Raw genomic sequence first — 26,169 nt, 5'->3', positions numbered from 1 at the left:
AGGCGGCGCATATCGTTCAGGTTTGTATCTGAGCTGATACCAAGACACTGATACATCGAGGTTTGCGATGTCGCTGACCGCACTACTGCTCAATTCCCTTGCCCTGTTGTTGGCCTGTCCGGCGGCTTGGCTGCTGTTTGTCACACGGCTGCGCGAACAGCGCGCGATGGCCAGGCTTGCCGCGCAAAGCGAGGTGCGGGCTATTGATCAACCGATGCTGTTCCTTGATGTGCTGACGCAACGCACCCACCGCCTGTTTTACCGGCTGGGCTTTGTCTGTCTTGGGCTGGCGTTGCTGGTGTCGTTGTTCAGTACTCGGTTGTAAGAACACCCTAAAAACAAATGTGGGAGCGGGCTTGCTCGCGAAAGTGCGGTGTCAGTCAATACCTGACTGGCTGATCCACTGCCTTCGCGAGCAAGCCCGCTCCCACATTCGGTTTGCGCTGTGGCTGCTACCGGGTTACAGGGCGATGCCTGCTTTAACCCGGTACTGATTCCTCACCGGCGTCGCGTATTGCAGCACCAGATACGGCCGATGTTCGGCCGGGCACGCATTCAGTCGCCGCTCCCACTCTGCTTTTGCCTTGGCCAGCTCATCGGCCGGGAATACCTCGGCGGCGGTGGGCACCTGCAATTGCGGGTCGGCATCGCTCCATTGGGCGTATGCCAGGTAATGCACCGGGAATAACCGATAACCGCCCAGAATCTGCCGGTCCATCTCGATCGCCAACAGCTTGGTGTCTTCGAATGCCTCGGTGATCGGCGGCGCGAAGTTGACGTGCACCCGGCCCTTGTAGCCGGTGATGCCCAGGGCAATGCTCACGTCATCTTCACCCGGCGCCTTGCTGTAGGTGCCGGTGGTGGCGCGGATGTACAGCTCGCGGGCCTTGGCTGAGTCGCACGGGTCGTACTCGTAGCTGATGGACACGGGCGTCAGGTTCAGTGACTGGATGACCTCGGGGAACGGCTCGTCCTTGCGGCTCATGTGGAACATCTTGAGGATCGCCGACTCGGTGCGGTCATCCCCGTCCTTGGCGCGGCCTTCGGCCTGGGCGATCCAGATCGACTGGCAGTCGTTGCGAATCGAATGGTTGATGTAAGCCGACAGCAACTGATAGGCAGCCATCTTCTCTTTGCGCCCGGTGATCGAGCGGTGCACGATAAAACTCTTGTTCAGGCGCATCAGGTCGCTGACAAACGGCTTTTGCAGCAGGTTGTCACCGATGGCGATGCGCGGCGTCGGCAGGCCGGCGTGGTACACGGCGTAGTTGACGAAGGCCGGGTCCATCACGATGTCGCGGTGGTTGGCCAGGAACAGGTAGGCACTGCCGGACTTGAACTGCTCGACGCCGGTGTACGTCACGCCATCGGTCGCTCGCTCGATGGTGTGGTCGACGTAAAATTCGACTTTGTCCTGTAGCGTAGCCACGGTGGTGACGCCGGCGAACTCACGGCGCAGCTTGTGGGCGATCATCGGCTTGAGCAGCCAGCCAAAGGCGCCGGCAAAGCGCGGGAAGCGAAAGTGGGTCAGGATGTCCAGAAAGGCCTTGTCACTGAACAGTCGGGCCAGCACTGCCGGGACTTCGCTGTCGTTGTAAGGTCGGATGGTATCGAATTCGCCCATCATGCTCTCTTGTTAGAAACGGCTAGGGTAAGTAAAGGTTTGGAACAATAAATATCAGGGCGTGGTCCGGGCAATTGGCCGGGACGAAAAATAGCCCTGTAAATAGACCGGCGATTATACGCACAAGTCACTTGGGAGACCGCGATGGAAGAGGAGTCGTACGAATGTCCTTATTGTGGGGAGGCAGTGACGGCCTTACTGGATCTGTCCGGGGGCGATCAGCACTATATTGAGGATTGCCCGGTGTGCTGCCGGCCCATCACCTTCATCCTGCAGATTCACGGCGATGAATGGATGCTTGAAGTGCGCAGCGAGAACGAATAAAGGTACGCCCATGCAGCGAATCTACGAACCGGAAAACCTGATGGAAGGCGAATTGCTGCAGGGCATGCTCGAAAGCGAGGGCATCACTGCGCACCTGGTGGGGCGCGATTTGCTCGGTGGCACCGGTGAACTGCCGATCTATGGCCTGCTGGCCCTGGCGGTGGATAACGATCAGGCGGCCTATGCCCGTGAGCTGATCACCGCCTACAACGGCGCGCAACCGGTGCCGGGTGATGAACCCGACAGCTTCCCTGACGTGTTGGTCTGTTAGGCTGTCGGCCAGTTTCTCCAAGAGTCGTGTTGCCCCATGTGTGGACGTTATGCCCTGTTTCGCTGGAACCCCACGTTTGCTGCCTTGCCGGGTTTTCCGGCCGATCAGCAGGCCCAGTGGAACATCTCTCCCAATGATTCGGTGCTGATCCAGCGCCTGAGCGACGGCCAGCACACCCTGGCGCGGGCGCGCTGGGGCCTGACGCCGCCCTGGCTCACCGACCTTTCCCGCACCCCGGCCCACGCCCGGGCGGAAACCCTGGCGGAGCAACCGATGTTTCGCGAGGCCTTTCGCCAGCGCCGTTGCCTGTTGCCAGCCAACGGGTTCTACGAATGGCGCGGCACCCAGCGCAAGCGCCCGTACTGGCTGACGCCGGGGGAGGGCAGTACGTTGTTCTTTGCGGCGATCTGGGAAGCGTACCCGGTGCAGGAACAGGTGTGGTTGAGTACGGCAGTGGTCACCCAGGCTGCGCAGAGCCAGCGCCGGCCGCTCATTCTGGATGCGGCGGGCCAGGAAGCCTGGCTGAACCCCGAGACGCCGTTGCACACCTTGCAGGCATTGCTGGCCAGTGAGCCCAGCGCGTTGCGCGAGCGGGTGCTGGCCAACATGGTCAACGACCCGAAGCTCAACGGGCCGGAGTGTTTGACGCCCGGTTAACCCTTGAACGGATTGATTCAATCGCCGCTGCTGCGCCGATCCGGGGGAGGGGTGAATTTTTCGGCAGTGTGGGATGTATCTGAAAATAGACGGCTGCACGTCTGTTGTATCTGGCGTCGATACAATTGGCCGACTACGATACGCGCCATGTTTTCAGGGAGCAGGTTGATGAAAAAGACAGTGGCGGTATGGGCATTGGGCGCGGCGGTATTGCTCGCCGGTTGCCAGTCGGTCAACACCACCAGCGGCGGCGCCGTGGGGGTTGAGCGCAAGCAGTACATGTTCAGCATGTTGTCGAGCCAGGAAGTCGACCAGATGTATGCGCAGTCCTACCAGCAGACCCTGGGTGAAGCCAGCGGCAAAGGCCTGGTGGACAAGACCAGCGCCAACGCCAAGCGTGTGCAGGCGATTGCCAATCGCCTGATCGCCCAGGCGCCCACCTTCCGGCCGGATGCGGCCCAGTGGAAGTGGGAAGTGAACCTGATCAAAAGTGACGAGATGAACGCCAACTGCGGGCCTGGCGGCAAGATCTTTGTCTACAGCGCGCTGATCGACAATCTCAAGCTGACGGACGACGAACTCGCCGCGGTGATGGGGCATGAAATTGCCCACGCCTTGCGTGAACACGGCCGCGAAGCCATGTCCAAGGCCTACGGTATCGAGATGGCGAAGCAGGGGGCGGGTGCCTTGTTCGGTCTGGGCCAGGACAGCCTGGCGTTGGCCGACACCGTGGCCAACTACGGCATGACCTTGCCCAACAGCCGCAGCAATGAAAACGAAGCGGACCTGATCGGCCTGGAACTGTCGGCGCGTGCCGGTTATGACCCGAATGCAGCGATCACCCTGTGGAACAAAATGGCCAAGGCCTCGGAAGGCTCGCCACCTGAATTCATGAGCACTCACCCGGCCTCCAGCAGCCGGGTCGCCTCGTTGCAAGCGGCGATTCCGAAGGTGATGCCGTTGTATCAGCAGGCTAAAAAGTCCTGATTTATAAGGCTGAAATGCAAATCTGAATGTGGGAGCCCGGCTTGTGTGGGAGCCGGGCTTGCCCGCGATGCAGGCACCTCGGTGTGTCAGTTGCACCGAGGTGATGCTATCGCAGGCAAGCCAGCTCCCACACAAGCCAGCTCCCACACAAGCCCGCTCCCACATGGGGTCGTGTTTAGATCCAGCCGCTGCTCTGCATGGCCTTGTACACCGCAACAATGGCCAGGATGAAAAACGCCGTAGCCGCCAGTCGACGAATCAGCGTCAGCGGTAATTTATCCGCCGCAAAATTCCCCGCCAGCACCACCGGTACGTTGGCAATCAACATGCCCAGTGTGGTGCCGATAATCACCAGCCACAGTTCCGGGTATTGCGCCGCGAGCATCACGGTCGCGATCTGGGTCTTGTCGCCGATTTCCGCGAGGAAGAACGCGATCAGCGTGGTCAGGAAGGGCCCGAACTTGCGTGAAGTACTGGCTTCGTCATCGTCGAGTTTGTCGGGCACCAGGGTCCACAGGGCCGTGGCACAGAAACTCGCCGCGAGGATCCAGTGCAGCACCGCATCCGAGAAGAAACTCCCGAACCAGGCCCCCACGGCACCGGCGGCCGCATGGTTGGCCAGGGTCGCGGCGACGATGCCGGCGATGATCGGCCAGGGTTTGCGAAAGCGTGCAGCAAGAATGAGCGCGAGCAGTTGCGTCTTGTCGCCAATTTCAGCCAAGGCAACGATTGCGGTAGGGACGAGCAGAGAATCCAGCATCAGGTAAGTTCCAGGGGCGGGTCGACACGGCTATGACACGTACAGCCTTCCCGCCCCGGGTAAGGTGTTCGTGTCATAGGTCTTGTCAAACCCCGGTCCGTCTGTGCGGACTCCTGGGTCGCATACGCCATGGTCTGTTGACCAAGTATGTTGACGTATGCCGGACGAGCATGGCGCTCGTGGGAGACTACTCCCCTAGGACGGAGCGGATTCTGCCTAGGCAAAATCCATTCGGCAAGCCTTCTTTTGGAAAAAGAGTTCAGCCGCGCTTGGCACGGTAAATGCGAAAACCCTGGCCTTCTGCCTTGATTGCACACACGCCAAGATGCTCTTCGATCAGCGGTTGGTACTTCAGGAAGCTATTCGCGACGAGGCGAAGTTCGCCGCCTTTTGCCAGATGTTTGGCTGCTTTTCGCAGCAGGTTCTCCGTGGCGAAATAATCGGTGTGCACCCCGACATGGAACGGCGGGTTGCTCAAAATCGTGTTCAGATTCATCGGCGCAGCGTCGATGCCATCACCGGTCAACACCTCGGCTTCCAGACCATTGGCCGCCAATGTCAGGCGACTGCTGGCGGCAGCAAAGGCATCCACGTCGAGCAGCGTGACCGTGTTATGCGGGTAGCGACGCTTGACCGCCGCCCCAAGTACGCCCGCACCACAACCGAAATCCAGCAAGTGACCGCTGGGCAGCTTATCCAGGTGTTCCAGCAACAGCGCGGTGCCGCGGTCCAGGCGACCATGGCTGAACACGCCTGGCAGGCTCACCACCTTGAGTGGCCCTTCCGCCAGCGGCACTTCGAACACCTGGGCCAGGCTTTCCAGCGCTACCGGCTCGGGAGCGTTGGCCACCGTGACTAACCACAACTGGCAATGCCGCGCGTTATCCAGCTTGCGCGGTTTGCCGAACGGGTTCAGTTGCTTGGCCGCGCTTTCGATGCCGCCTTTCTTTTCCCCCACCAGGTACAACTCTTTGCCGGGCAAACGCGCTGCCACGGCATTGAGCAGGTAGTCGGTGAGGTCCTTGGACTTGGGCAGGAACACCACCACCGTCTCGAATGAACGCTCGGGTACGTTCACGCCGAACTGGCTGCGCTCCGGGAAACGCACATCCAGCGCGGCCTGATCGCCGGCGTGCCAGCTCCAGCCATGGGCATTGGGCAGGCGGCCCAGCAGGTCGTCGGCGGGCAAGCCCACCAGCAGCACGTCGCCTTGAAAAAGTTCGGCCTGACGAAGCAGTACTTCACTGCGCGGATCCATGGTCTGCTCCTTGAAAAGGGGCGCAGTTTATCAACTGACGACGCGCAGCGGGGCGCCGCTGAAAAAGCCCTCGGCGTTTTCGATCAATTGGCCGACGATCCGCTGCCGGGCTTCGCGACTGCCCCACGCATTGTGGGGCGTGACGATCAGGCGAGGGATATCGCCGGCCAGCAGCGGGTTGCCGTTCACCGGCGGTTCCACACTCAATACATCGGTCGCCGCGCCGCCCAGATGGCCGCTGCGCAGGGCATCGGCCAGCGCCTGTTCGTTGATCAAGCCACCGCGGGCGGTGTTGACGATAAACGCGCCCGGCTTGAGCAACGCCAGTTCGCGGGCACCGATAAAGTTGTGAGTGTGTTCGTTGAGCGGGCAGTGCAAGGTCAGCGCGTCGACCTGGGCCAGCAACGCGTCCAGCGGCACGCGATCGGCGCGGGCCGGGCGGCCTGGAATTGCGCCCAAAATCACGCGCATGCCAAAGGCTTCCGCCAGGCGCGCAACGGCACCGCCCAGTTCGCCATGGCCCAGCAGGCCGAGGGTTTTGCCTTCCAGTTCGACGATGGGGTGGTCCAGCAGGCAGAACTGCTTGGCTTTTTGCCAGAGCCCCGCCTGTACATCCCGTTGGTAGTCGTTCAGGCGCGTCACGAGGTTGAGCAGCAGCATGATCGTATGCTGCGCCACCGACGGCGTGCCGTAACCCTGGCAATTGCTCACGGTTACGCCGTGGGCGCGGGCGGCAGCCAGGTCGACGTTGTTGGTGCCGGTGGCGGTCACCAGGATCAGTTTCAGGTCGGGGCAGGCCGCCAGGGTCTCGGCGTTCAGCGCGATCTTGTTGCTGATGGCCACCTGCGCGCCTTGCAGGCGTTCCACCACGTTTTGTGGTGTGGTCTGCTCGTGCAAGCTCAGTTCGCTGAAGATGGCCCGTAACCCGCTGAGGTCCAGGTCCCCGAGGTCCAGGGAAGGGTGGTCAAGGAAGACGGCGCGACGATTGTTCATTATCAACTGTACCTTTTGCGACGAGGTTCGAAGGCGTAATCTGCCGAGCCTATCAGATGAAATAATCAGTTACTTCCTGGAGTGTGCATGTACCTCACCGAGTTCTTGACCGTGGCACTGATTCACCTGTTGGCGGTGGCCAGCCCTGGCCCGGATTTCGCCGTGGTGGTGCGTGAAAGCGTGACCCATGGCCGGCGTGCCGGCACCTGGACCGCACTGGGCGTCGGCTCGGCGATTTTCCTGCACGTGGGGTATTCGCTGCTGGGAATCGGCCTGATCGTGTCCCAGTCCATCGTGCTGTTCAACGCGCTGAAATGGGCGGCGGCGGCTTACCTGCTGTACATCGGCTTCAAGGCCCTGCGCGCCCAGCCGGCCAAACCTGCCAGTGAAGAAGACCTGCACCTTGAGGTGGGCGAGCGCACCGCGCGCGGGGCGTTTACCTCGGGATTTGTCACCAACGGCTTGAACCCCAAGGCCACGCTGTTCTTCCTGTCGCTGTTCACCGTGGTGATCAACCCCCATACGCCGCTGGCGATCCAGGCCGGTTACGGGGTTTACCTGGCCGTGGCCACCGCGATCTGGTTTTGCCTGGTGGCGATGCTGTTCAGCCAGCAACGCGTGCGCGCCGGCTTTGCGCGGATGGGGCATTGGTTCGATCGGACGATGGGCGCGGTGCTGATTGCCATTGGTGTGAAGTTGGCGTTTACCAGTATGAAATAAGAAGGAAGATAGAAGTTAAGATATAAAAATCTATACATGTGCCACCGAGCATATTTATAAAAGCCGTTTTTGTTGAGAACTGCCGAGGTTAGGAGCTAAATGCCTCTCGGTGAAGTAAGCGGGGAGGGAGATTAAAATTTTAAATGGTCATTTTTCCATATGGTCATGGGCGATAAGTCGACCAAGCGGTCGTGATGCACGAATTGTTCCCCACCAAAGCGGTTAGTCGCATGAAAGGAAGCCAAGGCTTTTTCAAAGATTGGTTTCGCAGATCTGGGCGCTAGTGTATTTTAGAATGCTACTAGGTATAAATATGTAATTGTATCCATCACGGCTGTATGTGTCCTAGTATGCATTGGCGTCACGCTCTAAACGAGGGGTAAACTCCTTGCGAAGTGAAAACTTTAACCAATGTCTTAAGCCCTTCATGTATCACATTTTCCTATCGCGATTTTTTTTAGATCCTCTTCCTTCATTCTCTGAAACACTACAGGCTCTTCAGATCGTAATATGTCAAGATACTTGAGGTTGGGGGTGTCCTTATTTACAAAAACTAGAAAGCCAACAACCTCTCCAAAATTAAAGCAACCAGAGCGGCTCCTGATGAATTTTTGAGGCGATGAGTTTTCTACGGAACTAGCTGATGGATACATATCGAAAATCTCAATATTCCCTATTCGCCCTAAAAAGAATTTCTCACTAGCCCCACTATTAAGCAGGCTCCTAGTGTCAAATGAATAAATAGATTCACTCCAGATGTTTGAATAGCGTTGCGCAATATCATCATATGTATCAACAAGAGGCACATCCACTCCGCACATACCGGCGGTCATCCTGGCGCCATTTAAGCTATTTCTCTTGTCAAAATAAGCACAATCAACCAACACTTCTCTCCCTTTTACCGCCAGTGTAAAATACAGGCTATCCCTGGATAGAACCAGTAACGCAGGTTTGCCATTAATGTCTACAAGACTCCTGTCGACCCCATGTTGAGTACCCGTAATATTGTCATAAACTACCTCTTCACCTTCAGCGCGAAGCACAATACTGCCAGGCTTATCTCCACTCATAACTTCTGCGGCAACCACGTTAAAATAAACAAAAAATAGAAGCCCAAACCCTACAAAGTTGTACTTTTTAATCATGTCTAGTAGCTCAAATAAGGGCTGGATGTACTTCCGCTATATACGTATAGTCGTCACCTTCTGTGGCCGTAGCTCTCACTGGGAGAGCCACCCTCCTATCTCAATGTCCTATCGAAACTAGGTTCTACAGCGCTAAAATTTTAGACTTTTTAAATACTCGCTTCGACTATCACTCTCCCGAGCAAGACAATAATTTTTTATCGCCTCAAATGCCTGGGACTCAGGAGAGATAATAAAGCTCTCAATTGTGCAATTCTCATCTCTTAACTTTATCCATGCTCTTTGCGATTGCTTAATATGGCCTTTAAGTTTCTCTCCAAGCAACGGGTCCGTACCGTAGTCAAAGTCTATTTGCTTATTCAGCTCTTTATATGCCTTATTTATTGCAGTGTCGGCACTCTTAACTTTTAACTTGGAGCATTCGTATACTGCTTGGCTATCCATGTTGATAGGTGAACATGGCTCATCAGGCGCAGGCTCTGCATGACAAAAACCATAGACTCCTAGCAGTAATATAAAAGAAGTTCTTTTCATTATAGACTTCCTAATCATTTGCTTCTCAAATAGTTAGCGCGACCACGGCCAGGTTCGTACATTTTGATTCCAGGAGTGCCTTCAATGTATGCAATTAAAGTTGATCGACTGTTATGCATTCCAGATCTCATAGGGTTCGGCCCAGCAGTGAACCCCTGATAGACGAAGTCTACTAATACGTCCTGTATTGCCGGATCAAGATCTACCCATGGCACCCTATCAGCTTCATCGGCGGTCCATTTCTCATAGTTTAGAATGGTACGCCTTACATAGTCCGGGTAAATTATATTAAACAGTGAGATTTGTTGGTGCATACTTATCGCTGCAATCGATGTTTTGTTTTTTCTAACAAATTCTTTTGCGGCATCGCCTTTAAGTCCGTGAGCGAGGGAGAGCTTTTTCGCTTCATTATCACTAATTCCTGCGTTTGTCATATGTGTGTGAATTTCTACTGCTGTGCGATTTCCCATGTCATATCCTCGGCCTAAAGTCACCCCGGACAAGTCATTTCCAGGCCAGTGAACAACTCTGCTGTAGTGCATTGACCCTTGCGTGTCGTTGCCTTCTGCATCAAAAGTAACTTTGCCTGCAATAATTTTCAGATCATTCTTAAAATCAAACTGACCCAACAACCCAACCGGATGCAAGTGATAAACCTGCCCATGCGCTGGTAACCCAACCCCCGGCGCCACTTCATTCCACCAACTGATCTGCTTGATCCGCTCTTTCTCCGCCAACCAGTTCAACAGTGGCGTCGAACCACTATGGCCCAGCAATTCGTCCAGCGCGTCCCACTTATGGGGTTCATGCCGCCACTCGCTTTCGTAATGAATGATCAGTTGCGACAGCGACTGCATGTGCGCTGGAAACTTCATCGCCTCATTCAACTCTTCAGCGGTTATTTTTCCATTACGGTCGCGGTCGATGATGTCGTACAGGCGACTCTTCATTGGCCCGGTATCCGAAAAGTCGGCCAAGCGGCCATGGCGTTCGAGTTGCTCTTCACTAAAACGGTTAGCCGCACGAAAAAAGGACGCCAGGGCTTGCCGAGGAGAGTCGTAGTTGAAGATGACGTCGTAGCCCTCCCACGACCAGGGATTAACCCAAGGAGTAACCCCCACTTCCTCGCGTACCCACCCACTGAGCAACGTGCCGTTCACGTCGTGGAGCAGCCCTTCAATCCGATACCAGTTGCAGGCTTTTCGGTCGGACGTCGCCGTGAGCGCGATTTTATTTTCGGCAGATAGGCCATCAATCAAGCTTTTAGGCACTAATAAGTCCGCATCACTGAGTGTGCTGGCCGCGCTCAGTGACGGTGGCTGCGTGCTGCCGAAACGCTCCTGGTGCGTCACCACCGCGGTGCCCTTGGCAAGTTTCAGCCAGGTGTTATCGGTGGCAGGTAGCCGTTTTGCCCAGGCACGGCTGGCCTCAATGAACGCTTCCATACGATCGGCGCTGAACACTTCCAGGTGCAGCTTCTTTTCCGGATATTCAGCACCACTGTCTTGATACTCACCCAGGTGACCGATCAACTCACCAGCCTTGATCGCGATGGGGTGGTCAAGCACCACGATGCGGTCCCCCACCGGTTCGCGCGCGCCTTCCAGTGCTTCGAAACGAACGTACTGATTCACCCGCTCCAGCTTTCGAAACTCTCCCTCGCCGCTGACAGTGACTTCCGTGCCGTCGGGCAATTGCATAAGACGTTGGCTATGGACGCTCGCTTCGGCGCGGACGTTGAGTGTGAAACTCACCTCCACCCGATATTCATCCCCCGCGATGGGGACCAAATGCTCAGAGGACACGTAGCCGCGCAGCGAACCATCGGCTTTTTTCAAAATGTCGGGGCCGTTGGTATTGTTTAACTTCCGAAATTCACCGCTCCCGCTGACGTTCACCTCTGTGCCCGGTGGCAAAAGAACGAGTGCATCGGCCGAGCGTTTCTGGCCGTAGACTTTCAGACCTCGCTCCCCTGGAAATCTGGAATGTACGTCTCTTGCGGTTGCCTTGACCCGTCGAGTCTCTGCGTCTGGCCAAAACGCCGGACGTGGGATAGAGACGTCATCCCGGTAAACCGCCCAATCCTGCAGGTGCATGTACAGGCTGTAAAAGATCAGGCTGGGAGGAACCTCCGTGCTGCCCGCAATCTTCGGTGCTTCGAGACGATGGCGTGCCAAGACAAAATTGCGTGAAAAGGGCTTGGGTATGCACAGTTCGTTGACGAAGTAGGTCGTGGTCGGCGAGTGCTCGTCGATGCGATACGCCACCACTTCGCCGTCGGCCAGGCAGTGCACGCTGGACTGTTGTTCCAGGGTGCCAGCGGTGCCACTGTCGAAATGCACCCCGCCGTGCCAGAGGCCATTGCGGCCCAATGGGTAGTAACCGGCGGTAGCCTTGGACAATTGGGTTAATTGCAGCAGTGGGTTGTTTTTGTCCTTGAAGGGGTGGCTCCAGTTTTTTAGCGGTTGAGGTGTGTTGTCGTTTGTTTGCAACAACGGTGTCTTCGGCGTTGGCAATGGCAGCGCATCCGGCACATAAATCGGTGCCGGCCGGTCTGGGCTGAAGAGGTTAAATAGCTGAGAGAACAAGTTGGCCATGGTGCGCTTCGCTCGTGGCTTGCAAGGAGGCAACCCAGAGAAATCCATAAGTCCCTAGATTGACGAAGCCACCGAGAGTAAAGAGTTGATATCCACGCCGAATGTCAGAAGGTTCGCCTTTAAGCGAAGGCAGCTTCTTGTTCGTAATTGCTCGGGCTATCAGCGGATGCTGGCGCAAAGCTAGCATTCATTGGCCTCTGCAAATCATTCCTTTGGCTGATTTGGCTGAAACATAAGCGCTCTACAGTGCAGATGTTTCAGCCAAGACCGTGCAGTCAGATAAGGGATTCGTATGTTGCAGACTCGTGTTATCCCGCCCGCCGAAGGCGCCTACCAATACCCGCTGTTGATCAAACGCCTGTTGATGTCCGGGACACGCTACGAGAAGACCCGGGAAATCGTCTACCGCGACCAGTTGCGTTACACCTATCCAACCCTGATCGAGCGCGTCGCCCGCCTGGCCAATGTGTTGACCGAGGCCGGGGTCAAGGCCGGTGACACCGTGGCCGTGATGGACTGGGACAGCCATCGCTACCTGGAGTGTATGTTTGCCATCCCGATGATTGGCGCGGTGATTCACACCATCAACGTGCGCCTGTCGCCGGAACAGATTCTTTACACCATGAACCACGCCGAGGACCGCTTTGTGCTGGTCAACAGCGAGTTTGTGGGGCTCTACCAGGCCATCGCCGGCCACCTCACCACGGTCGAGAAGACCCTGCTGATCACCGACGGCGCGGAAAAAAACGCCGAGCTGCCCAACCTTGTGGGTGAGTACGAAACCTTACTGGCGGCGGCGAGCCCCCGGTATGACTTTCAGGATTTCGACGAAAATTCCGTCGCCACCACCTTCTACACCACCGGCACCACGGGCAATCCCAAAGGCGTGTACTTCACCCACCGCCAGCTGGTGCTGCACACCATGGGCGTGGCGACCATCATGGGCAGCGTCGACAGCGTGCGCCTGTTGGGCACCAATGACGTCTACATGCCGATCACCCCGATGTTCCACGTACACGCCTGGGGCCTGCCGTACGTGGCGACCATGCTCGGATTGAAGCAGGTGTATCCCGGCCGCTATGACCCCGAATACCTCGTGGAGCTGTGGCGCAAAGAGAAGGTCACCTTCTCCCATTGCGTGCCGACGATCCTGCAAATGGTGCTCAACGCCAAGGCTGGCCAAGGCGTGGATTTCAAGGGCTGGAAAATCGTGATCGGCGGCAGTGCCCTCAATCGTTCGCTGTATGAAGCGTCCAAGGCCCGCGGCATTCAGTTGACGGCGGCGTACGGCATGTCCGAGACCGGGCCGCTGGTGTCCTGTGCCCACCTCAATGAAGAGCTGATGGCCGGCACCGAAGACGAACGCACCACTTACCGCATCAAGGCCGGCGTGCCCGGGCCGCTGGTGGAGGCGGCGATCATCGACGGTGACGGCAACTTCCTGCCCGCCGACGGTGAGTCCCAGGGCGAGTTGGTATTGCGCGCACCGTGGCTCAGCGAAGGCTATTTCAACGAGCCGCAAAAGGGGGCCGAGTTGTGGGCCGGCGGCTGGATGCACACCGGCGACGTGGCCACCCTCGACGCGTTTGGCGTGATCGATATTCGTGACCGCATCAAGGACGTGATCAAGACCGGCGGTGAGTGGATCTCCTCCCTGGCGCTGGAAGACCTGGTGAGCCGGCACCCGGCGGTACGCGAAGTAGCGGTGGTGGGGATTGCCGACCCGCAGTGGGGCGAGCGCCCGTTTGCGCTGTTGGTGGTGCGTGATGGCCATGTGATAGGGGCCAAGGAGCTCAAGGAACATCTCAAGCCGTTCGTGGAGTTGGGCCACTTGAGCAAGTGGGCGATCCCAAGCCAGATTGCCGTTGTTACGGAAATTCCCAAGACCAGTGTCGGCAAGCTCGACAAAAAACGTATCCGTGTCGACATCATCGAATGGCAGGCCAACAACAGCACCTTCCTCTCTACCCTCTGACGCTGCCTGCCGTGCCCTCGCGGGCACGGCAGCGCTCTATTCCAAGCCTTCACTTGTGATTTGCCAATTTTCAGCCATCCTTGCCGCGCTGGCCTTCGTCAGTATGGCGAAAGGACTGTGGCAGACGGGTTGGTGATGCAAATCACACTTTAGAGGGATCAAGCGGTACCCCCTGCTGGCTATAGTCCATCCCAGAGTTTTTCAAGGTGCGGTGCTGTGAACCTGGCGGGTTCATGTGTTCGCCCGGCATTGGAATCGTTGTATTCCGGCCGTTACAAGCCCTTAGAAACGACTCACTGCCATAACAATAATGCACATGGAGTAGCGTCGATGATCTCAGCACACCAGTTCTGGCGCCGGGCGAAACTGCCTCTGGCCGTCAGCCTCGCCTCTACGCTCGCCGGGCCCGCATTCGGCGTCAGTTTCAACATCGGTGAAATCGAAGGCAGCTTTGACTCGTCCCTGTCGGTGGGAGCGAGTTGGTCGACTGCTGGTCGCAACAAAGACCTGATTGGCGTCAACAACGGCGGCAGGGGCTTGTCGCAAACCTCGGACGACGGTCACCTGAACTTCGACAAGGGTGATGCCTTCTCGAAGATCTTCAAGGGTATCCATGACCTCGAGTTGAAATACGGCGACACCGGCGTGTTTGTCCGGGGCAAGTACTGGTATGACTTCGCGCTGCAAAACGAAGACCTGGATTTCAAGAACGTCAGTAACGACCATCGCCCAACCGGCGCGCGGTCTTCGGGCGGGCAGATTCTCGATGCCTTCGTCTACCACAACTACTCGATTGCCGATGAGCCGGGTTCCGTGCGGTTGGGCAAGCAGGTAGTGAGCTGGGGCGAAAGCACCTTTATTGGTGGCGGCATCAACGCCATCAACCCGATTGACGTGTCCGCGTTCCGTCGTCCGGGGGCCGAGATCAAGGAAGGCCTGATTCCGGTCAACATGTTCTACCTGTCGCAAACCCTGACCGATAACTTGTCGGCTGAGGGCTTCTATCAGATTGGTTGGGACAAGACCGTTACCGATAACTGCGGCACGTTCTTCTCGCAGCCAGACATCGTTACGACGGGCTGTAACGACAACTTGCGGGTACTGAACAAGCGCTCGACGATCAACCCGGCCGCTATACCGACCTTGAATGGCTTGGGCGTGGACATCAACGACGAAGGGGTTTTGGTGCGCCGCGGTCCGAACCGTAACGCCCGCGACGGCGGGCAGTACGGTTTCGCGATGCATTACAACTTTGAGCCGCTGGACACCGAGTTCGGTGCCTACTACATGAACTATCACAGCCGTGCGCCGATTTTCAGTGCCACCGGCGCGTCTCAGTCGGTCTACAACAGGGCGCCCTTTTTGGGGACGGCTGCTCCCTTGGTCGTGGCGGGTAACTCGCAATACTTCATGGAGTATCCGGAAGACATCCATCTCTTTGGTTTGAGCTTCTCTACCACATTGCCTACGGGGACGGCTTGGAGCGGCGAGGTCAGCTATCGGCCGAACGCGCCTGTGCAGTTGAACTCTACAGACATCCTGTATGCCGGCGTGGTGCCTTTGGGCGGCCCGGTGTTGGGCAACGCCTCGCTGTTGAAAGGGGTGCCGGGGCAGGACCTGCATGGTTACAACCGCAAGGAGATCACCCAACTCCAAACCACCTTCACCCACTTCTTTGACCAGGTAATGGGCGCCAGCCGCCTCACGCTGGTGGGCGAAGTCGGCATGACCTATGTCGGTGGCTTGGAGAGCAAATCCAAAGTGCGTTACGGACGTGATCCGGTGTTTGGCCCGGGTACCTTGCCGAATGGCGCCTGCCCTGCGCTCAACAACTCCACGGCCCAGGGCGCCGGTCTGCCTAACGCCAATGGCCTGAATACCAACTGCAACAACGATGGTTTCACCACTGCGACTTCCTGGGGTTACCGCGGCCGGGCCATCTGGGAATACCCGGACGTGTTTGCCGGTGTCAACCTCAAGCCTAACGTCGCCTGGTCCCACGACGTCAAAGGTTACTCGCCTGGCCCTGGCGGCAACTTCGAAGAAGGCCGCAAAGCGGTCAGCCTCGGCCTGGATGCCGAATACCAGAACACCTACACCGCGAGCCTGAACTACACCAACTTCTTTGGTGGCGATTTCAGCACTGTGGATGACCGAGACTTTGTCGCCTTAAGCGTCGGCGTGAACTTCTAAGCACACTCTCTTTAAGCAGTATGTTTTAAGGAAGAACCAGAACATGAAAATAACTAAAAATCTGTTGCAGGTGGGTGTGCTTGGGCTGTCGATCATGGCGAGCAGCGTCATGGCGGCAGTCTCGGCGGATGAAGCCGCCAAGCTGGGTACGACGCTGACCCCGATGGGCGCTGAAATGGCCGGCAACGCGGCCGGCACCATCCCTAAATGGTCGCCGCTGCCCACCAATGCCGGTGCCGTGGATGCCCGTGGCTTCCTGGCCAACCCATACGCCAGCGAACAACCGCTGTTTACCATCACCGCGCAGAACGTGGAGCAGTACAAGGACAAGCTGGCGCCGGGGCAGTACGCGATGTTCAAGCGCTACCCCGACACCTTCAAGATGCCGGTCTACACGACCCATCGCGGCGCCACGGTGCCGGCTGATGTGTTCGCCGCCATCAAGAAAAACGCCACCAGCACCAACCTGGTGTCCGGCGGCAACGGCCTGGAAAACTTCGAAACCGCCGTGCCGTTCCCGATTCCGAAAAGCGGTGTGGAAGTGATCTGGAACCACATCACCCGCTATCGCGGCGGCAGCGTGACCCGCCTGGTGACCCAGGCCACGCCGCAGACCAACGGCTCGTTCAGCCTGGTGTACTTCCGTGACCAGTTCGTGTTCCGCGACAAGATGAAGGACTACGACCCGAAAAACCCGGGCAACGTCCTGTTCTACTTCAAGCAGCAAGTGACCGCGCCGGCACGCCTGGCCGGTGGTGTGCTGCTGGTGCACGAAACCCTCGACCAAGTGAAAGAACCACGTTCGGCGTGGGTCTACAACGCCGGCCAACGCCGTGTGCGCCGGGCGCCGCAAGTGTCCTATGACGGCCCGGGTACCGCCGCCGACGGCCTGCGTACCTCCGACAACCTCGACATGTTCAACGGTGCACCGGATCGCTACGACTGGAAACTGGAAGGCAAGAAGGAACTGTACATCGCCGAGAACAGCTACAAACTCGACGATCCGAAGCTCAAGTACGTCGACATCATCAAGGCCGGGCACATCAACCAGGACCTGGCTCGCTACGAGCTGCGTCGTGTGTGGCATGTGGTTGCAACCCTGAAGGAAGGCCAGCGCCACATCTACGCCAAGCGTGACTTCTTTATCGACGAAGACACCTGGCAAGCCGCGGTCATCGACCACTACGACGGTCGTGGCCAACTGTGGCGCGTGGCGGAAGCCCATGCCGAGAACTACTACGACAAGCAAGTGCCGTGGTACGCCCTCGAAACCCTCTACGACCTGCAGTCCGGCCGCTACCTGGCACTGGGCATGAAGAACGAAGAGAAACAGGCCTATGACTTCGGCTTCACGGCCACCACCAGCGACTTCACCCCGGCGGCCCTGCGCCAGGATGGTGTTCGCTAACGTGCTGTAAACGAGGCCGCATCCTCGAAAGAAGCCCCGACTGGTTCGGGGCTTTTTTTTGCGCGACCACTGTGGCGAGGGAGCTTGCTCCCGCTGGGCTGCGTAGCAGCCCCAAAAACGGGAGCGCTGCGCACTCCAGCGGGAGCAAGCTCCCTCGCCACAGAGTGTCGGTCGTTCCAGAAGAAGTCCGGATATTTTTTGTTGTAGTCTTTTTCAGACAAATGTTGCAAAGATCTACAAAGCTGCCGCTTTTACCGCTAGTCTGCGGACATCTGCAATGCCGACAACAGCCTTCTACAAGAGCCCGGCGATGACTGATCTGTCCCGAATCCAAGGGCCTGCCAGCGCGGTAATTCCGACCCTGGAAGGTCGCTTCTATCGACCCCCACTGCCTGATGGCTACGTGTTGCGACCGCGCCTGTGCGAACGCCTGAGTGAAGGGTTGGCCGGGCGATTGTTGCTGGTCAGCGCGCCGGCCGGGTTCGGCAAGAGTTCGCTGGCGGTGGAGTTCTGCCAGAGCCTGCCGCCTCATTGGCAAAGCCTGTGGCTGGGGCTTAGCCCGCGGGACAACGACCCGGGACGTTTCCTTGAGCGCCTGCTCGACGGCTTGCAGCAATACTTCCCACAGTTGGGCGCCCAGTCCCTGGGTTTGCTGAAAATGCGCCAGCGTCATCAACCCTTCGCATTTGAAGAGTGGCTTGACGGCCTGCTGGATGAACTGACGGTGCACCTGTCGACCCAGGCACCGCTGTTGCTGGTGCTGGATGACTACCATCTGGCCCAGGGCCCGGTGCTCGATCGCTGCCTGCAATTTTTCCTCAATCACCTGCCCGACGGCTTGTTGGTGCTGGTTACCAGCCGCCAGCGTCCCGACTGGCATCTGGCGCGCCTGCGCCTGTCCCGGCATTTGCTGGAGCTGCACGAGCAGGACCTGCGCCTGACTCACGCCGAATCCCTGGCCCTGCTGGACCGCCACAGCAGTTCATTGCGTGGCGAAGCCCTGGATAACCTGATCCGGCGCAGTGAAGGCTGGGTGGCCGGCCTGCGTTTCTGGCTGCTGGCAGCTTCCGAAGCCGGCAGCGAAGGCGCCTTGCCCCAAGGCTTGCACGGCGGGGAAGGGCTGATCCGCGATTACCTGCTCGAAGAAGTCATCGACTGCCTGCCCTCGGAAGTCCAGGCGTTTCTCTACGACACCGCGTCCCAGGAGCGCTTTTGCAGCGAACTGTGCGACGCCGTGCGCGAAGCCCACGACAGCACGGAGATCCTGCGTTACCTGCAGGCCCATCAGGTATTCCTGGTGCCGCTGGACGAGCAAGGCCACTGGTACCGTTATCACCACCTGTTTTCCGACCTGCTGCGCACCCGGCGTGCCAGCAGTGCCGTGTTGCCGGCTGCCAGCCTGCACCTGCGGGCCTGTCGCTGGTTCAACGCCCAGGGTTTGATCGATGAGGCGGTGGAGCAGGCGCTGCGTGCGGGCCACCTGGATGTGGCGGCAAATCTGGTGCAGAACCTGTCCGAAGAGCAACTGCTGGCGGAGCAAAACGTCGGCATGCTGCTGCGCTGGAAAATGGACTTGCCCGACAGTCTGTTGATGAGCACGCCGCGCCTGATCGTGCTCTACAGCTGGGCCCTGGGCCTGGCCTGCCAACTGGACGCGGCGCAAGAGCTCGCCAGCCACCTCAGCCGTTTTTTACCGGCGCCGTCGGCCACCGCCCAGAAGTCGATGCTGGCCCAATGGCTGGCCCTCAGCGGGATCATTGCCCGGGGCCGCGGCGACCGCGAGCTGACCCAGCTGTATTGCAGTGAGGCCCTGGAAAGCCTGCCGCACAAACGCTATGGCCAGCGGTTGATGTGCCTGTCGGCCCTGTCCAACCTGGCCATCGTTGACGCCGACCTGTGGCGCGCCCGTGGCCTGAACCGTGAATCCCTGGAGCTGGCGCAACGCGTCGGCAATCCGTTGTTCGAGGCGTTGGCCCATTACGACCGCGCCCGGGTGTTGCAGGCCCGCGGCGAGATCCTGCGGTCCTTGGATGAAGTGCGCCAGGGCCTGCAACGCTTGCAAGGCCTGGCGCCGCAGCGGCTGTACGCCGTGCGTGCCCGCCTGGCGCTGTACGAGGGTTTTCTGCTGCTGATGCGCTGCCAGCCCGAAGCCGGGCTCGCGCGGCTGCGTGCCGGGTTGACCGAGGCGCGTGCCTGTCGGGATATCAGCGTGTTGATTGGCCATTGTGTGATCGCCAGCTTCGAAGGTCGCCGCGGTGACTTCCCTGTGGCTTTTGCGGAACTGGCCGAGGCCGAGCGCTTGATGCACATCTGGGACGTGCCGCCGATTTTCTACCTGGCGATGATCACCCTGGTGAAATGCGAACTGTGGTTGGCCCAGGGGCGTACCGACCTGGCCGAGGCCTGGCTGATGCGACTGGGCCAAACCTATAACGGCGAACAGGCCGCCGCCGCGCCGGAGTTTCACCCGCACCTGCCGCAACATATCGAGCTGCAACAGGCGGCGCTCGACGCCATCCGCCATCAACCGGCGGCTTCGCTGCAACGGCTTGACGAGCTGGCGCTCCAGGCCCATAACAGCGGCCGACAGATGATCAGCCTGATGGCGTTGACCCAGCAGGTGTTGTTATTGCTGGACGGTGGTCAGGAAGCGCTGGCCCGCCCAGTGTTTGGCCGTGCGCTTGAGGCCGCTGCCGGCGGCGCGATGCAGCCTTTCCAGCGCTTGCTGGAACGCTATCCCGACTGGACGCGGGAGCAGCTTGCGCGGGATCCTCATGGCCTGCTGAACCAGAGCCTGCTGGCACTCTTGCCGGAGGTTGCGATGGTTGAAACCCCGCACACCCTTGAAACCCTGAGCACCCGCGAACTGGCGGTGTTGCACCTGATTGCCCAAGGGTGTTCGAACCAGGAAATCAGCAACCAGCTGTTTATCTCCCTGCACACCGTGAAAACCCATGCCAGTCATATCAACAGCAAGCTGGGGGTGGAGCGGCGTACTCAGGCCGTAGCACGGGCCCAAGAGATGGGATTGTTGAGTTAGGCACCATCAATGGGATCGAAAACCCCAGACGATTTCCACCACGCGTTCTGCCACCAGCACATAGACCAGGATAAGCAGCAGCTGCAGCACCAAGTGATAACGAAGCTTGGCGAGCCGGCGGATGCCATCGCTGATATTCAGCACCATCAGCAAGGTTGAAACCACGATCAAACCCCACCCGGCCACGCTTGAGGCCAATATGCCGAGGAACAGTTCATGTTGCCCGGCCAGTGCATTAGTGCCTGCGGCAAACAGCAGCGCGCACACCAGCAGGTTCTTCACGTTATCGAAGACTTGGGTGCTGAAATCATGTTCCAGCAGTTGCAAATACCACTTCCAGAATGTGCGCATGGCTCAATCCCTTGGATCAATATTTACTGCACAGCAGGGCATCCACTCGGTGATTTGTCGGCAACCTGACTCAGCAGCGCGGCCAACCGTTTCACGTTGTTTTGCTGGGCGCTCACCAGGTCATCAATGGTCGGCCCAGCGGGCGACTGCACGACGGTGCGGCAGGTCAGCGGCGTACGTTCGTCTGTGCCCGCCTGGCGCAGCCGCCATTTGACGTCGAGCAGGGCGTACTGCCCGGGGATCGAGTCAAAGCGCTGCACGTCAATGCGCACCGACAGGTTTTTGCGGTTGCTGGCGAGTTGATCCACCAGCGCGCTGCGCAACTCATCCACCAGGCTGGCGGCCCACCATTGGGTCTCGAGAATGGCCACGCCGCTGTCGCCCTGGCGGATGACAATCTGTGGCCGGTCGACCTGGGGCGGGACGGTGATGCTTTCTATGCGGATCTCACCGCCTGCAGCCAGTGACGCCGTGCTGCGGTGCACCGGCGTCAGGGTGTGAAATTGAATCGGCTCACTGCGGCACGCTGCAAGCAGCAGCAACCCGGTGATCAGCGTGATCTTCAGCGGGAAAGCCATGGTGGTTGCTCCTGTGGTCATTTGCGCGGTGGCCCTTGCAGGTCCGAGGGCGCAGCGTTGTCGGGGCGACCGCGAATCAGCGATTCGGGATGGCGTGCCAGGTAATCCGAGAGCTCTCGCAGGGAGCGCGACATGCGGCCCAGTTCATCCAGGGTCTGGGTCAACTGTTCCCGTTGCGGGGAGTCTTCGGCCAGGGTCGAACTGGCGGACTGCAAGGTTTTGCTCACGTCGGCCAGGGTGCTCTGCACGCCGGGCAGTGTCTTGGCGTTGAACTGGCCGAGGCCCTTGCGCAGTTCAACGAGGCTGCCGTCAAGGTTGCCGGCAATCCGCTCGATGGGCAGTTGATTGATCTTGTTGACGATGCCTTCGAGTTTTTCCTGCAGTTGTTCCAGGTTGCCGGGGATGGTTGGAATGCTGACGGGGCGCAGGTTCGGGTCGAACACGACTTTGTCGGCCTTGGGGAAGAAGTCCAGGGCGATGTACAACTGGCCGGTCAGCAGGTTGCCGCTGCGGGCCTGGGCGCGCAGACCGTGTTCGATGAAACTGCCGATCAGGCGCACACCGCCGGCCTCATCGTTAGGGTCATGCTTCAACACCGTGAGCATTTTGGTGTTGGCTTCGCCGAGGCGCTGCGGGTAGATCACGATGCCCACGTTGACCGGGAAACTGCGCTTTTTCTCGTCGAAATCCAGGTTGATCGACACCACTTTGCCAAACTCGATCCCCAGGAACTCCACCGGCGCACCCACCGTGAGTCCGCGCAGAGCCTGATCGAAACGCAGGTTCAGGTACTGCGCCTTGCCATTGGGCGGGGCCAGGGCGGTTTGCTGGTCGGCGAACAGTTCATAGGAATGTTCTTCGTCAGCCGGCTTGTCGTTGGGGTTGTAGGCCGGGGCCAGGAAGGCGATGCCGCCCACCAGCATGGACGACAGGGATTCGGTTTTCAGCGCAAACCCGTTGGCCCCCACACTCACATCAATCCCGCTGGCGTTCCAGAATCGGGTGTTTTCGGTGACGTAGGCATCATTCGGCGCATGCACGAACACGTCGATATTCACGCCCTTGCCGTCTGCGTCCAGGGCATAGGCCACCACCTGGCCGACGGGGATTTTGCGGTAGTAGACGGGTGAGCCGATATCCAGCGAACCCAAATCCTGGGTGTGCAGGGTGAAGCGTTTGCCGGGCTCGCCATAGGTAATGGGCGGCGGGTTTTCCAGGCCTTTGAACTGGCTGGCACGTGTATCCGACTGGCCGATGTCGGCGCCGATGTAATCCCCGGAGAGCAGGGTGTCGATACCGGAAACACCCCCGGCACCGATGCGCGGGCGTACCACCCAGAACTGCGAGTCTTCACGGGTGAAGCTTTCGGCCTGCTTGGCCAGCTTGATCGTGGCGTTGACGCTCTTCTGGTCGTCGCTCAACTCCACGTCAGTCACCTGGCCGATCACCACGTTGCGGTATTTGACGTCGGTCTTGTTGGCGGTCAGGCCGCTGCCGGTCTTGAAGGTAATGGTAATGCTCGGCCCTTGCTGAAGGATGCTGTGCACCACCAGCGAAATGCCCACCAGCACCGCGACGATTGGCACGATCCACACCAGCGACACGCTGAAGCGCCGCGTCTTGATCGCGGCTTGGCCGGGGGGCAGCAGTGTGTCAGGGGTTTGCGACGCCATCCGGCATCTCCTCGTTGTGTGGGTTTTCCCAGATCAGGCGCGGGTCAAAACTCATGGCCGACAGCATGGTGAATACGACCACCAGGCCAAAGAACAAAATCCCCAGGCGCGGCTCGATGGTGCCCAGGGCCTGGAACCGCACCAGGGCGGCCACCAGCGCCACCACGATCACATCCAGCATCGACCAATAGCCAATGACCTCGACGAAGCGGAACAGCTTCGAGCGCTCCTTGCGCGCCCACTGGTTATTGCGTTGCACGGTGACCAGCAGCAGCGTGAGTGCGACGAACTTGATGCCTGGCACCGCGATGCTCGCGATGAAGATGATCAGGGCAATGTCCCAGGCGCCGTGCTGCCAGAACTCCAGCACGCCACTCATGATGGTGCTGTCGGCGCCCGATCCGAGCATCGAGGTGTTCATCACGGGCAGTAAATTGGCCGGCACGTAAAACGCCAGTGCGGTCAGCATATAGGCCCAGGTCCGGGTCAGCGAATGGGTCTTGCGCCGATGCAGGGGCGCGCCGCAACGTTCGCATTCGTCCAGCTGGGTGCTGACGTCGCATGACATGCCGCAGCTGTGGCAAAGGCACAGGTTCAGCTCGCTGGCGGTCGGTGGTCGGCTCATAAAATGTCCCAGAGGTCGCGAATATCACGCCCGGCAATGCGGATCAGCAACAGGCTGAGGGCGGCCAGGGCAAACAGGCCGGTACCGGGCAACACATCCAGCATGCCCGCCAGTTTGAACACCGCCACCATGGCGCTCAGCAGGCAGACTTCCAGCATGCTCCAGGGGCGGAGGGCTTCCAGCCAGCGCATGCACACTTTGAACGCCGGTGAGCGGCGGCCTTTCATCGCAAAGCTCAACACCCAGATCAGCAGCAATAACTGGAAGACCGGCGCGATGATGATGGAAATGGCCGCCACCAGTGCGATGAAGGTAATCGGGCCCTGGGCCAGTGCCACCACCGAATCCCATAAGGTGGCGCTGCTTTTGAGGCCTTGCAGGCTGATGCTCATCACCGGGTAGAAGTTGGCGAATACCCACAGCATCGCGGCGGTCAGGGTCAGGGCCAGGCGTTGTTCCACCGACAGCCCGTTGTAGCGCTGAAGCACGCCCGCGCAGCGGGTGCAGAGGGTCTTCTGATGCCTGGCGAGCGTGACTTTTTCATACACACAGTCGCAGTGTTCGCAGATGATCAACGGGCTGAGGGTCGCCATGGGTCCCGCTCCAAGCGCTATAGGTCGCGTGTTGTATGAATGGCGCCAGAGTAGCTTAGCAGTTGCCCGGTTTGACAGCCGTGCGCATGGAGGCGCTTTCGGATCGGGTGCACGGTCGAACATACTGTGCACAAGAGTGTGCCTTTGAACTTGCAGGAATGCCCATGAATATTCAGTCCCCCGCGCTGATCCGCGAAACGTTCCCGGTCGGCCCGTTGCAGTGTAATTGCACCATCATCGGCGACCCCGTCACCCGGAAAGCCATCGTCGTCGACCCAGGCGGCAACCATGAGTTGATCCTGGCGCGGCTCGATGCGCTGGGCTTGAAGGTGGTCAGCATCATCCACACTCACGCGCACCTCGATCACTTCCTGGCCTCCGGGCAGTTGAAGGAAAAGACCGGCGCCACGTTGCACCTGCACAAGGAAGACCAGTTTCTGTGGGATAACCTGGAAATGCAGTGCCAGATGTTCCGTGTGCCTTACACGCCAGTGCCGTCGCCGGATCGCTGGCTGGAGGATGAAGAGGAGCTGGCCTGTGGCTGTGGCGTGGCTTTGCACACACCTGGACACACACCCGGTTCGATGAGTTTCTGGTTCGCCGATGCGAAGTTGCTGATCGCCGGCGATACCCTGTTTCGCAGGGGCGTCGGGCGTACGGATTTGTGGGGCGGTGACCAGGCGACCATCGTGCGCTCGATCAAGCAACGGCTCTACACCCTGGATGAGGCGGCAGTTGTGGTGACGGGGCACGGTCCGGACACGCGTCTGGGGGATGAAATGCGTGAGAATCCGTTTGTGCGGGCGTGAGGCAAAACCGGGTAGTTTTTCGGATACCAAGTGGCGACTATCGGACGTAACTTATAGAAGGAATGACAATTACCGTTCAGGAAGTCTCTGCTAGGGTTTCTGTGTGCACACCGTCTGGCGAGCATGGAATTTTTACCGTTTGTCGTGTTCCAAGCTCGGCACAGGTCCATTGCCAATGTCCTCTGCATCACAGAATGCAAAAGTAGGAGCTTCCTTCATGTTCACTTCTCGTCGTCTGCTTGTTGTCGCTACCGCCGTAGCCCTGTTGTCCGGCTGCGCTTCACCTAATCCTTATGACGGCAGCCAGGGGCAGGCGAATAATGGTTCAGAGGGCGGCATCAGCAAAACCGCCAAGTACGGTGGCCTGGGTGCCCTGGCCGGTGCATTGGCGGGTGCCGCCATTGACCACAACAACCGCGGCAAAGGTGCGCTGATCGGCGCTGCCGTCGCCGGTATCGGCGGTGCGGGCTACGGCTACTACGCTGACCAGCAGGAAAAGAAACTGCGCGCCAGCATGGCTAACACCGGGGTGGAGGTGCAGCGCCAGGGCGACCAGATCAAGCTGATCATGCCGGGTAACATCACCTTCGCCACCAACTCGGACGCGATCTCCAGCAGCTTCTATACGCCGCTGAACAACCTGGCCAACTCTCTCAAGCAGTTCAACCAGAACACCATCCAGATCGTGGGCTACACCGACAGCACCGGTACCCGCCAGCTGAACATGGACCTGTCCCAGCGTCGTGCACAAAGCGTGGCCAACTACCTGACGTCCCAAGGTGTCAGCCCGACCAACCTGACGGCCCGCGGTGCCGGCCCGGATAACCCGATCGCCAGCAACGCCGACGTCAATGGCCGTGCCCAGAACCGTCGCGTAGAGGTCAACCTGGGGCCGATCCCTGGCCAGCAGTACGGTCAGCCCGCTGCCCAGCAGCAACAGGCGCCGCAACAGAACAACCAGTTCCAGGGCAACCCGTACTCGCAATACCAGTAACAGGCCGCCAATAAAAAGGGCGCCGTGCAGTCAATGCACAGCGCCCTTTTTTGTGGCTGT

24 protein-coding genes and 1 riboswitch are annotated in these 26,169 nt (G+C 59.0%); of the genes, 12 read left to right on the top strand and 12 right to left on the bottom strand.

Features of this window, described 5'->3' with window-relative positions; translation table 11 throughout:
• Positions 1-67 precede the first annotated feature (67 nt).
• Positions 68-325, top strand: coding sequence for a hypothetical protein (locus HX855_RS20240; RefSeq protein WP_177084203.1), 258 nt, complete (start codon positions 68-70; stop codon positions 323-325).
• Between the two features lie 135 nt (positions 326-460).
• Here HX855_RS20240 and HX855_RS20235 read toward each other — a convergent pair whose 3' ends face one another.
• Positions 461-1,624, bottom strand: a complete 1,164-nt coding sequence (locus HX855_RS20235; protein WP_177084201.1) for a 1-acyl-sn-glycerol-3-phosphate acyltransferase — start codon at positions 1,622-1,624, stop codon at positions 461-463.
• Between the two features lie 144 nt (positions 1,625-1,768).
• Here HX855_RS20235 and HX855_RS20230 point away from each other — a divergent pair, with 144 nt between their 5' ends.
• The 4 genes from HX855_RS20230 (at position 1,769) to HX855_RS20215 (ending at position 3,863) form a co-directional block, all read left to right on the top strand.
• A complete protein-coding gene (locus HX855_RS20230; protein WP_177084199.1) occupies positions 1,769-1,948 on the top strand; it encodes a CPXCG motif-containing cysteine-rich protein in 180 nt (59 codons plus the stop codon).
• 10 nt (positions 1,949-1,958) lie between these two features.
• The gene (locus tag HX855_RS20225) at positions 1,959-2,219 is read left to right on the top strand and encodes a putative signal transducing protein (RefSeq protein WP_177084197.1); all 261 of its coding nucleotides are present in this window, start codon (positions 1,959-1,961) and stop codon (positions 2,217-2,219) included.
• Between the two features lie 36 nt (positions 2,220-2,255).
• The gene (locus HX855_RS20220; protein ID WP_177084194.1) at positions 2,256-2,876 is read left to right on the top strand and encodes an SOS response-associated peptidase; all 621 of its coding nucleotides are present in this window, start codon (positions 2,256-2,258) and stop codon (positions 2,874-2,876) included.
• A gap of 168 nt (positions 2,877-3,044) precedes the next feature.
• Entirely contained in the window at positions 3,045-3,863 is an 819-nt protein-coding gene (locus HX855_RS20215; protein WP_177084192.1) for a M48 family metallopeptidase, read from the top strand.
• A gap of 175 nt (positions 3,864-4,038) precedes the next feature.
• On the opposite strand, the gene HX855_RS20210 is transcribed toward HX855_RS20215, so the two are convergent.
• The 3 genes from HX855_RS20210 to HX855_RS20200 form a co-directional block, all read right to left on the bottom strand.
• Entirely contained in the window at positions 4,039-4,623 is a 585-nt protein-coding gene (locus HX855_RS20210; RefSeq protein WP_003216166.1) for a TMEM165/GDT1 family protein, read from the bottom strand.
• Between the two features lie 88 nt (positions 4,624-4,711).
• Positions 4,712-4,831, bottom strand: a riboswitch (yybP-ykoY riboswitch).
• 51 nt (positions 4,832-4,882) lie between these two features.
• Positions 4,883-5,881 (bottom strand): class I SAM-dependent methyltransferase, encoded by a 999-nt coding sequence (locus tag HX855_RS20205; protein ID WP_177084190.1) that lies wholly within the window; start codon positions 5,879-5,881, stop codon positions 4,883-4,885.
• A gap of 30 nt (positions 5,882-5,911) precedes the next feature.
• A complete protein-coding gene (locus HX855_RS20200) occupies positions 5,912-6,877 on the bottom strand; it encodes a 2-hydroxyacid dehydrogenase (protein WP_177084417.1) in 966 nt (321 codons plus the stop codon).
• An 84-nt stretch (positions 6,878-6,961) separates the two neighbouring features.
• On the opposite strand from HX855_RS20200, the gene HX855_RS20195 reads away from it, so the two are divergent.
• Positions 6,962-7,594, top strand: coding sequence for a LysE family translocator (locus HX855_RS20195; protein ID WP_010170532.1), 633 nt, complete (start codon positions 6,962-6,964; stop codon positions 7,592-7,594).
• Between the two features lie 425 nt (positions 7,595-8,019).
• On the opposite strand, the gene HX855_RS20190 is transcribed toward HX855_RS20195, so the two are convergent.
• The 3 genes from HX855_RS20190 to HX855_RS20180 all read right to left on the bottom strand — a co-directional run bounded on the left by HX855_RS20190 (position 8,020) and on the right by HX855_RS20180 (position 11,870).
• Positions 8,020-8,739 carry a hypothetical protein gene (locus HX855_RS20190; protein ID WP_177084188.1) on the bottom strand — a complete coding sequence of 240 codons (720 nt, stop codon included), beginning with the start codon at positions 8,737-8,739 and terminating at the stop codon, positions 8,020-8,022.
• A 132-nt stretch (positions 8,740-8,871) separates the two neighbouring features.
• Positions 8,872-9,273, bottom strand: coding sequence for a lysozyme inhibitor LprI family protein (locus tag HX855_RS20185; protein ID WP_177084186.1), 402 nt, complete (start codon positions 9,271-9,273; stop codon positions 8,872-8,874).
• 14 nt (positions 9,274-9,287) lie between these two features.
• Positions 9,288-11,870, bottom strand: coding sequence for a pesticin C-terminus-like muramidase (locus HX855_RS20180; protein ID WP_177084185.1), 2,583 nt, complete (start codon positions 11,868-11,870; stop codon positions 9,288-9,290).
• Between the two features lie 292 nt (positions 11,871-12,162).
• On the opposite strand from HX855_RS20180, the gene HX855_RS20175 reads away from it, so the two are divergent.
• The 4 genes from HX855_RS20175 to HX855_RS20160 all read left to right on the top strand — a co-directional run bounded on the left by HX855_RS20175 (position 12,163) and on the right by HX855_RS20160 (position 20,486).
• On the top strand, positions 12,163-13,845 hold the full coding sequence (locus HX855_RS20175; RefSeq protein ID WP_177084184.1) for a fatty acid--CoA ligase: 1,683 nt from the start codon (positions 12,163-12,165) through the stop codon (positions 13,843-13,845).
• A gap of 330 nt (positions 13,846-14,175) precedes the next feature.
• A complete protein-coding gene (locus HX855_RS20170; RefSeq protein WP_177084183.1) occupies positions 14,176-16,038 on the top strand; it encodes a DUF1302 domain-containing protein in 1,863 nt (620 codons plus the stop codon).
• A 43-nt stretch (positions 16,039-16,081) separates the two neighbouring features.
• A complete protein-coding gene (locus tag HX855_RS20165; protein ID WP_177084182.1) occupies positions 16,082-17,446 on the top strand; it encodes a DUF1329 domain-containing protein in 1,365 nt (454 codons plus the stop codon).
• A 310-nt stretch (positions 17,447-17,756) separates the two neighbouring features.
• Positions 17,757-20,486 (top strand): LuxR C-terminal-related transcriptional regulator, encoded by a 2,730-nt coding sequence (locus HX855_RS20160; RefSeq protein ID WP_177084181.1) that lies wholly within the window; start codon positions 17,757-17,759, stop codon positions 20,484-20,486.
• 6 nt (positions 20,487-20,492) lie between these two features.
• On the opposite strand, the gene HX855_RS20155 is transcribed toward HX855_RS20160, so the two are convergent.
• The 5 genes from HX855_RS20155 to HX855_RS20135 are packed head-to-tail and all read right to left on the bottom strand — an operon-like array spanning position 20,493 to position 24,306.
• Positions 20,493-20,837, bottom strand: coding sequence for a hypothetical protein (locus HX855_RS20155; protein ID WP_177084180.1), 345 nt, complete (start codon positions 20,835-20,837; stop codon positions 20,493-20,495).
• 23 nt (positions 20,838-20,860) lie between these two features.
• Positions 20,861-21,415: a PqiC family protein gene (locus HX855_RS20150; protein ID WP_177084179.1), complete on the bottom strand. Its 555-nt coding sequence runs from the start codon at positions 21,413-21,415 to the stop codon at positions 20,861-20,863.
• A 17-nt stretch (positions 21,416-21,432) separates the two neighbouring features.
• The gene (locus HX855_RS20145) at positions 21,433-23,088 is read right to left on the bottom strand and encodes an intermembrane transport protein PqiB (RefSeq protein WP_177084178.1); all 1,656 of its coding nucleotides are present in this window, start codon (positions 23,086-23,088) and stop codon (positions 21,433-21,435) included.
• Positions 23,069-23,713, bottom strand: coding sequence for a paraquat-inducible protein A (locus tag HX855_RS20140; RefSeq protein ID WP_177084176.1), 645 nt, complete (start codon positions 23,711-23,713; stop codon positions 23,069-23,071). The genes HX855_RS20145 and HX855_RS20140 overlap by 20 nt, the downstream gene beginning before the upstream one ends.
• Positions 23,710-24,306 carry a paraquat-inducible protein A gene (locus HX855_RS20135; RefSeq protein WP_177084174.1) on the bottom strand — a complete coding sequence of 199 codons (597 nt, stop codon included), beginning with the start codon at positions 24,304-24,306 and terminating at the stop codon, positions 23,710-23,712. Before HX855_RS20135 ends, HX855_RS20140 begins: the two co-directional genes overlap by 4 nt.
• Before the next feature lie 164 nt (positions 24,307-24,470).
• Here HX855_RS20135 and HX855_RS20130 point away from each other — a divergent pair, with 164 nt between their 5' ends.
• Together HX855_RS20130 and HX855_RS20125 are read left to right on the top strand one after the other, a co-directional pair.
• Positions 24,471-25,115, top strand: a complete 645-nt coding sequence (locus HX855_RS20130) for an MBL fold metallo-hydrolase (RefSeq protein ID WP_177084172.1) — start codon at positions 24,471-24,473, stop codon at positions 25,113-25,115.
• Positions 25,116-25,332: 217 nt separating this feature from the next.
• Positions 25,333-26,109: an OmpA family protein gene (locus tag HX855_RS20125; RefSeq protein WP_177084169.1), complete on the top strand. Its 777-nt coding sequence runs from the start codon at positions 25,333-25,335 to the stop codon at positions 26,107-26,109.
• Positions 26,110-26,169: the final 60 nt, after the last annotated feature.

Source organism: Pseudomonas sp. IPO3778, assembly GCF_013386825.1.
In the GTDB taxonomy this organism is placed as follows: domain Bacteria; phylum Pseudomonadota; class Gammaproteobacteria; order Pseudomonadales; family Pseudomonadaceae; genus Aquipseudomonas.
Note: the sequence above shows the minus strand (reverse complement) of the source record. Positions and strands in the feature narration are given on the sequence as shown.

Excerpts from the sequence above, each read along its gene's own strand:
- HX855_RS20160 (WP_177084181.1), top strand. The coding sequence starts at position 17,757 with ATGACTGATCTGTCCCGAATCCAAGGGCCTGCCAGCGCGGTAATTCCG.
- HX855_RS20185 (WP_177084186.1), bottom strand. The coding sequence starts at position 9,273 with ATGAAAAGAACTTCTTTTATATTACTGCTAGGAGTCTATGGTTTTTGT.
- HX855_RS20140 (WP_177084176.1), bottom strand. The coding sequence starts at position 23,713 with ATGAGCCGACCACCGACCGCCAGCGAGCTGAACCTGTGCCTTTGCCAC.
- HX855_RS20165 (WP_177084182.1), top strand. The coding sequence starts at position 16,082 with ATGAAAATAACTAAAAATCTGTTGCAGGTGGGTGTGCTTGGGCTGTCG.
- HX855_RS20190 (WP_177084188.1), bottom strand. The coding sequence starts at position 8,739 with ATGATTAAAAAGTACAACTTTGTAGGGTTTGGGCTTCTATTTTTTGTT.
- HX855_RS20125 (WP_177084169.1), top strand. The coding sequence starts at position 25,333 with ATGTTCACTTCTCGTCGTCTGCTTGTTGTCGCTACCGCCGTAGCCCTG.
- HX855_RS20225 (WP_177084197.1), top strand. The coding sequence starts at position 1,959 with ATGCAGCGAATCTACGAACCGGAAAACCTGATGGAAGGCGAATTGCTG.
- HX855_RS20215 (WP_177084192.1), top strand. The coding sequence starts at position 3,045 with ATGAAAAAGACAGTGGCGGTATGGGCATTGGGCGCGGCGGTATTGCTC.
- HX855_RS20235 (WP_177084201.1), bottom strand. The coding sequence starts at position 1,624 with ATGGGCGAATTCGATACCATCCGACCTTACAACGACAGCGAAGTCCCG.
- HX855_RS20220 (WP_177084194.1), top strand. The coding sequence starts at position 2,256 with ATGTGTGGACGTTATGCCCTGTTTCGCTGGAACCCCACGTTTGCTGCC.
- HX855_RS20195 (WP_010170532.1), top strand. The coding sequence starts at position 6,962 with ATGTACCTCACCGAGTTCTTGACCGTGGCACTGATTCACCTGTTGGCG.
- HX855_RS20230 (WP_177084199.1), top strand. The coding sequence starts at position 1,769 with ATGGAAGAGGAGTCGTACGAATGTCCTTATTGTGGGGAGGCAGTGACG.
- HX855_RS20170 (WP_177084183.1), top strand. The coding sequence starts at position 14,176 with ATGATCTCAGCACACCAGTTCTGGCGCCGGGCGAAACTGCCTCTGGCC.
- HX855_RS20150 (WP_177084179.1), bottom strand. The coding sequence starts at position 21,415 with ATGGCTTTCCCGCTGAAGATCACGCTGATCACCGGGTTGCTGCTGCTT.
- HX855_RS20180 (WP_177084185.1), bottom strand. The coding sequence starts at position 11,870 with ATGGCCAACTTGTTCTCTCAGCTATTTAACCTCTTCAGCCCAGACCGG.
- HX855_RS20175 (WP_177084184.1), top strand. The coding sequence starts at position 12,163 with ATGTTGCAGACTCGTGTTATCCCGCCCGCCGAAGGCGCCTACCAATAC.
- HX855_RS20145 (WP_177084178.1), bottom strand. The coding sequence starts at position 23,088 with ATGGCGTCGCAAACCCCTGACACACTGCTGCCCCCCGGCCAAGCCGCG.
- HX855_RS20130 (WP_177084172.1), top strand. The coding sequence starts at position 24,471 with ATGAATATTCAGTCCCCCGCGCTGATCCGCGAAACGTTCCCGGTCGGC.
- HX855_RS20155 (WP_177084180.1), bottom strand. The coding sequence starts at position 20,837 with ATGCGCACATTCTGGAAGTGGTATTTGCAACTGCTGGAACATGATTTC.
- HX855_RS20135 (WP_177084174.1), bottom strand. The coding sequence starts at position 24,306 with ATGGCGACCCTCAGCCCGTTGATCATCTGCGAACACTGCGACTGTGTG.
- HX855_RS20210 (WP_003216166.1), bottom strand. The coding sequence starts at position 4,623 with ATGCTGGATTCTCTGCTCGTCCCTACCGCAATCGTTGCCTTGGCTGAA.
- HX855_RS20240 (WP_177084203.1), top strand. The coding sequence starts at position 68 with ATGTCGCTGACCGCACTACTGCTCAATTCCCTTGCCCTGTTGTTGGCC.
- HX855_RS20205 (WP_177084190.1), bottom strand. The coding sequence starts at position 5,881 with ATGGATCCGCGCAGTGAAGTACTGCTTCGTCAGGCCGAACTTTTTCAA.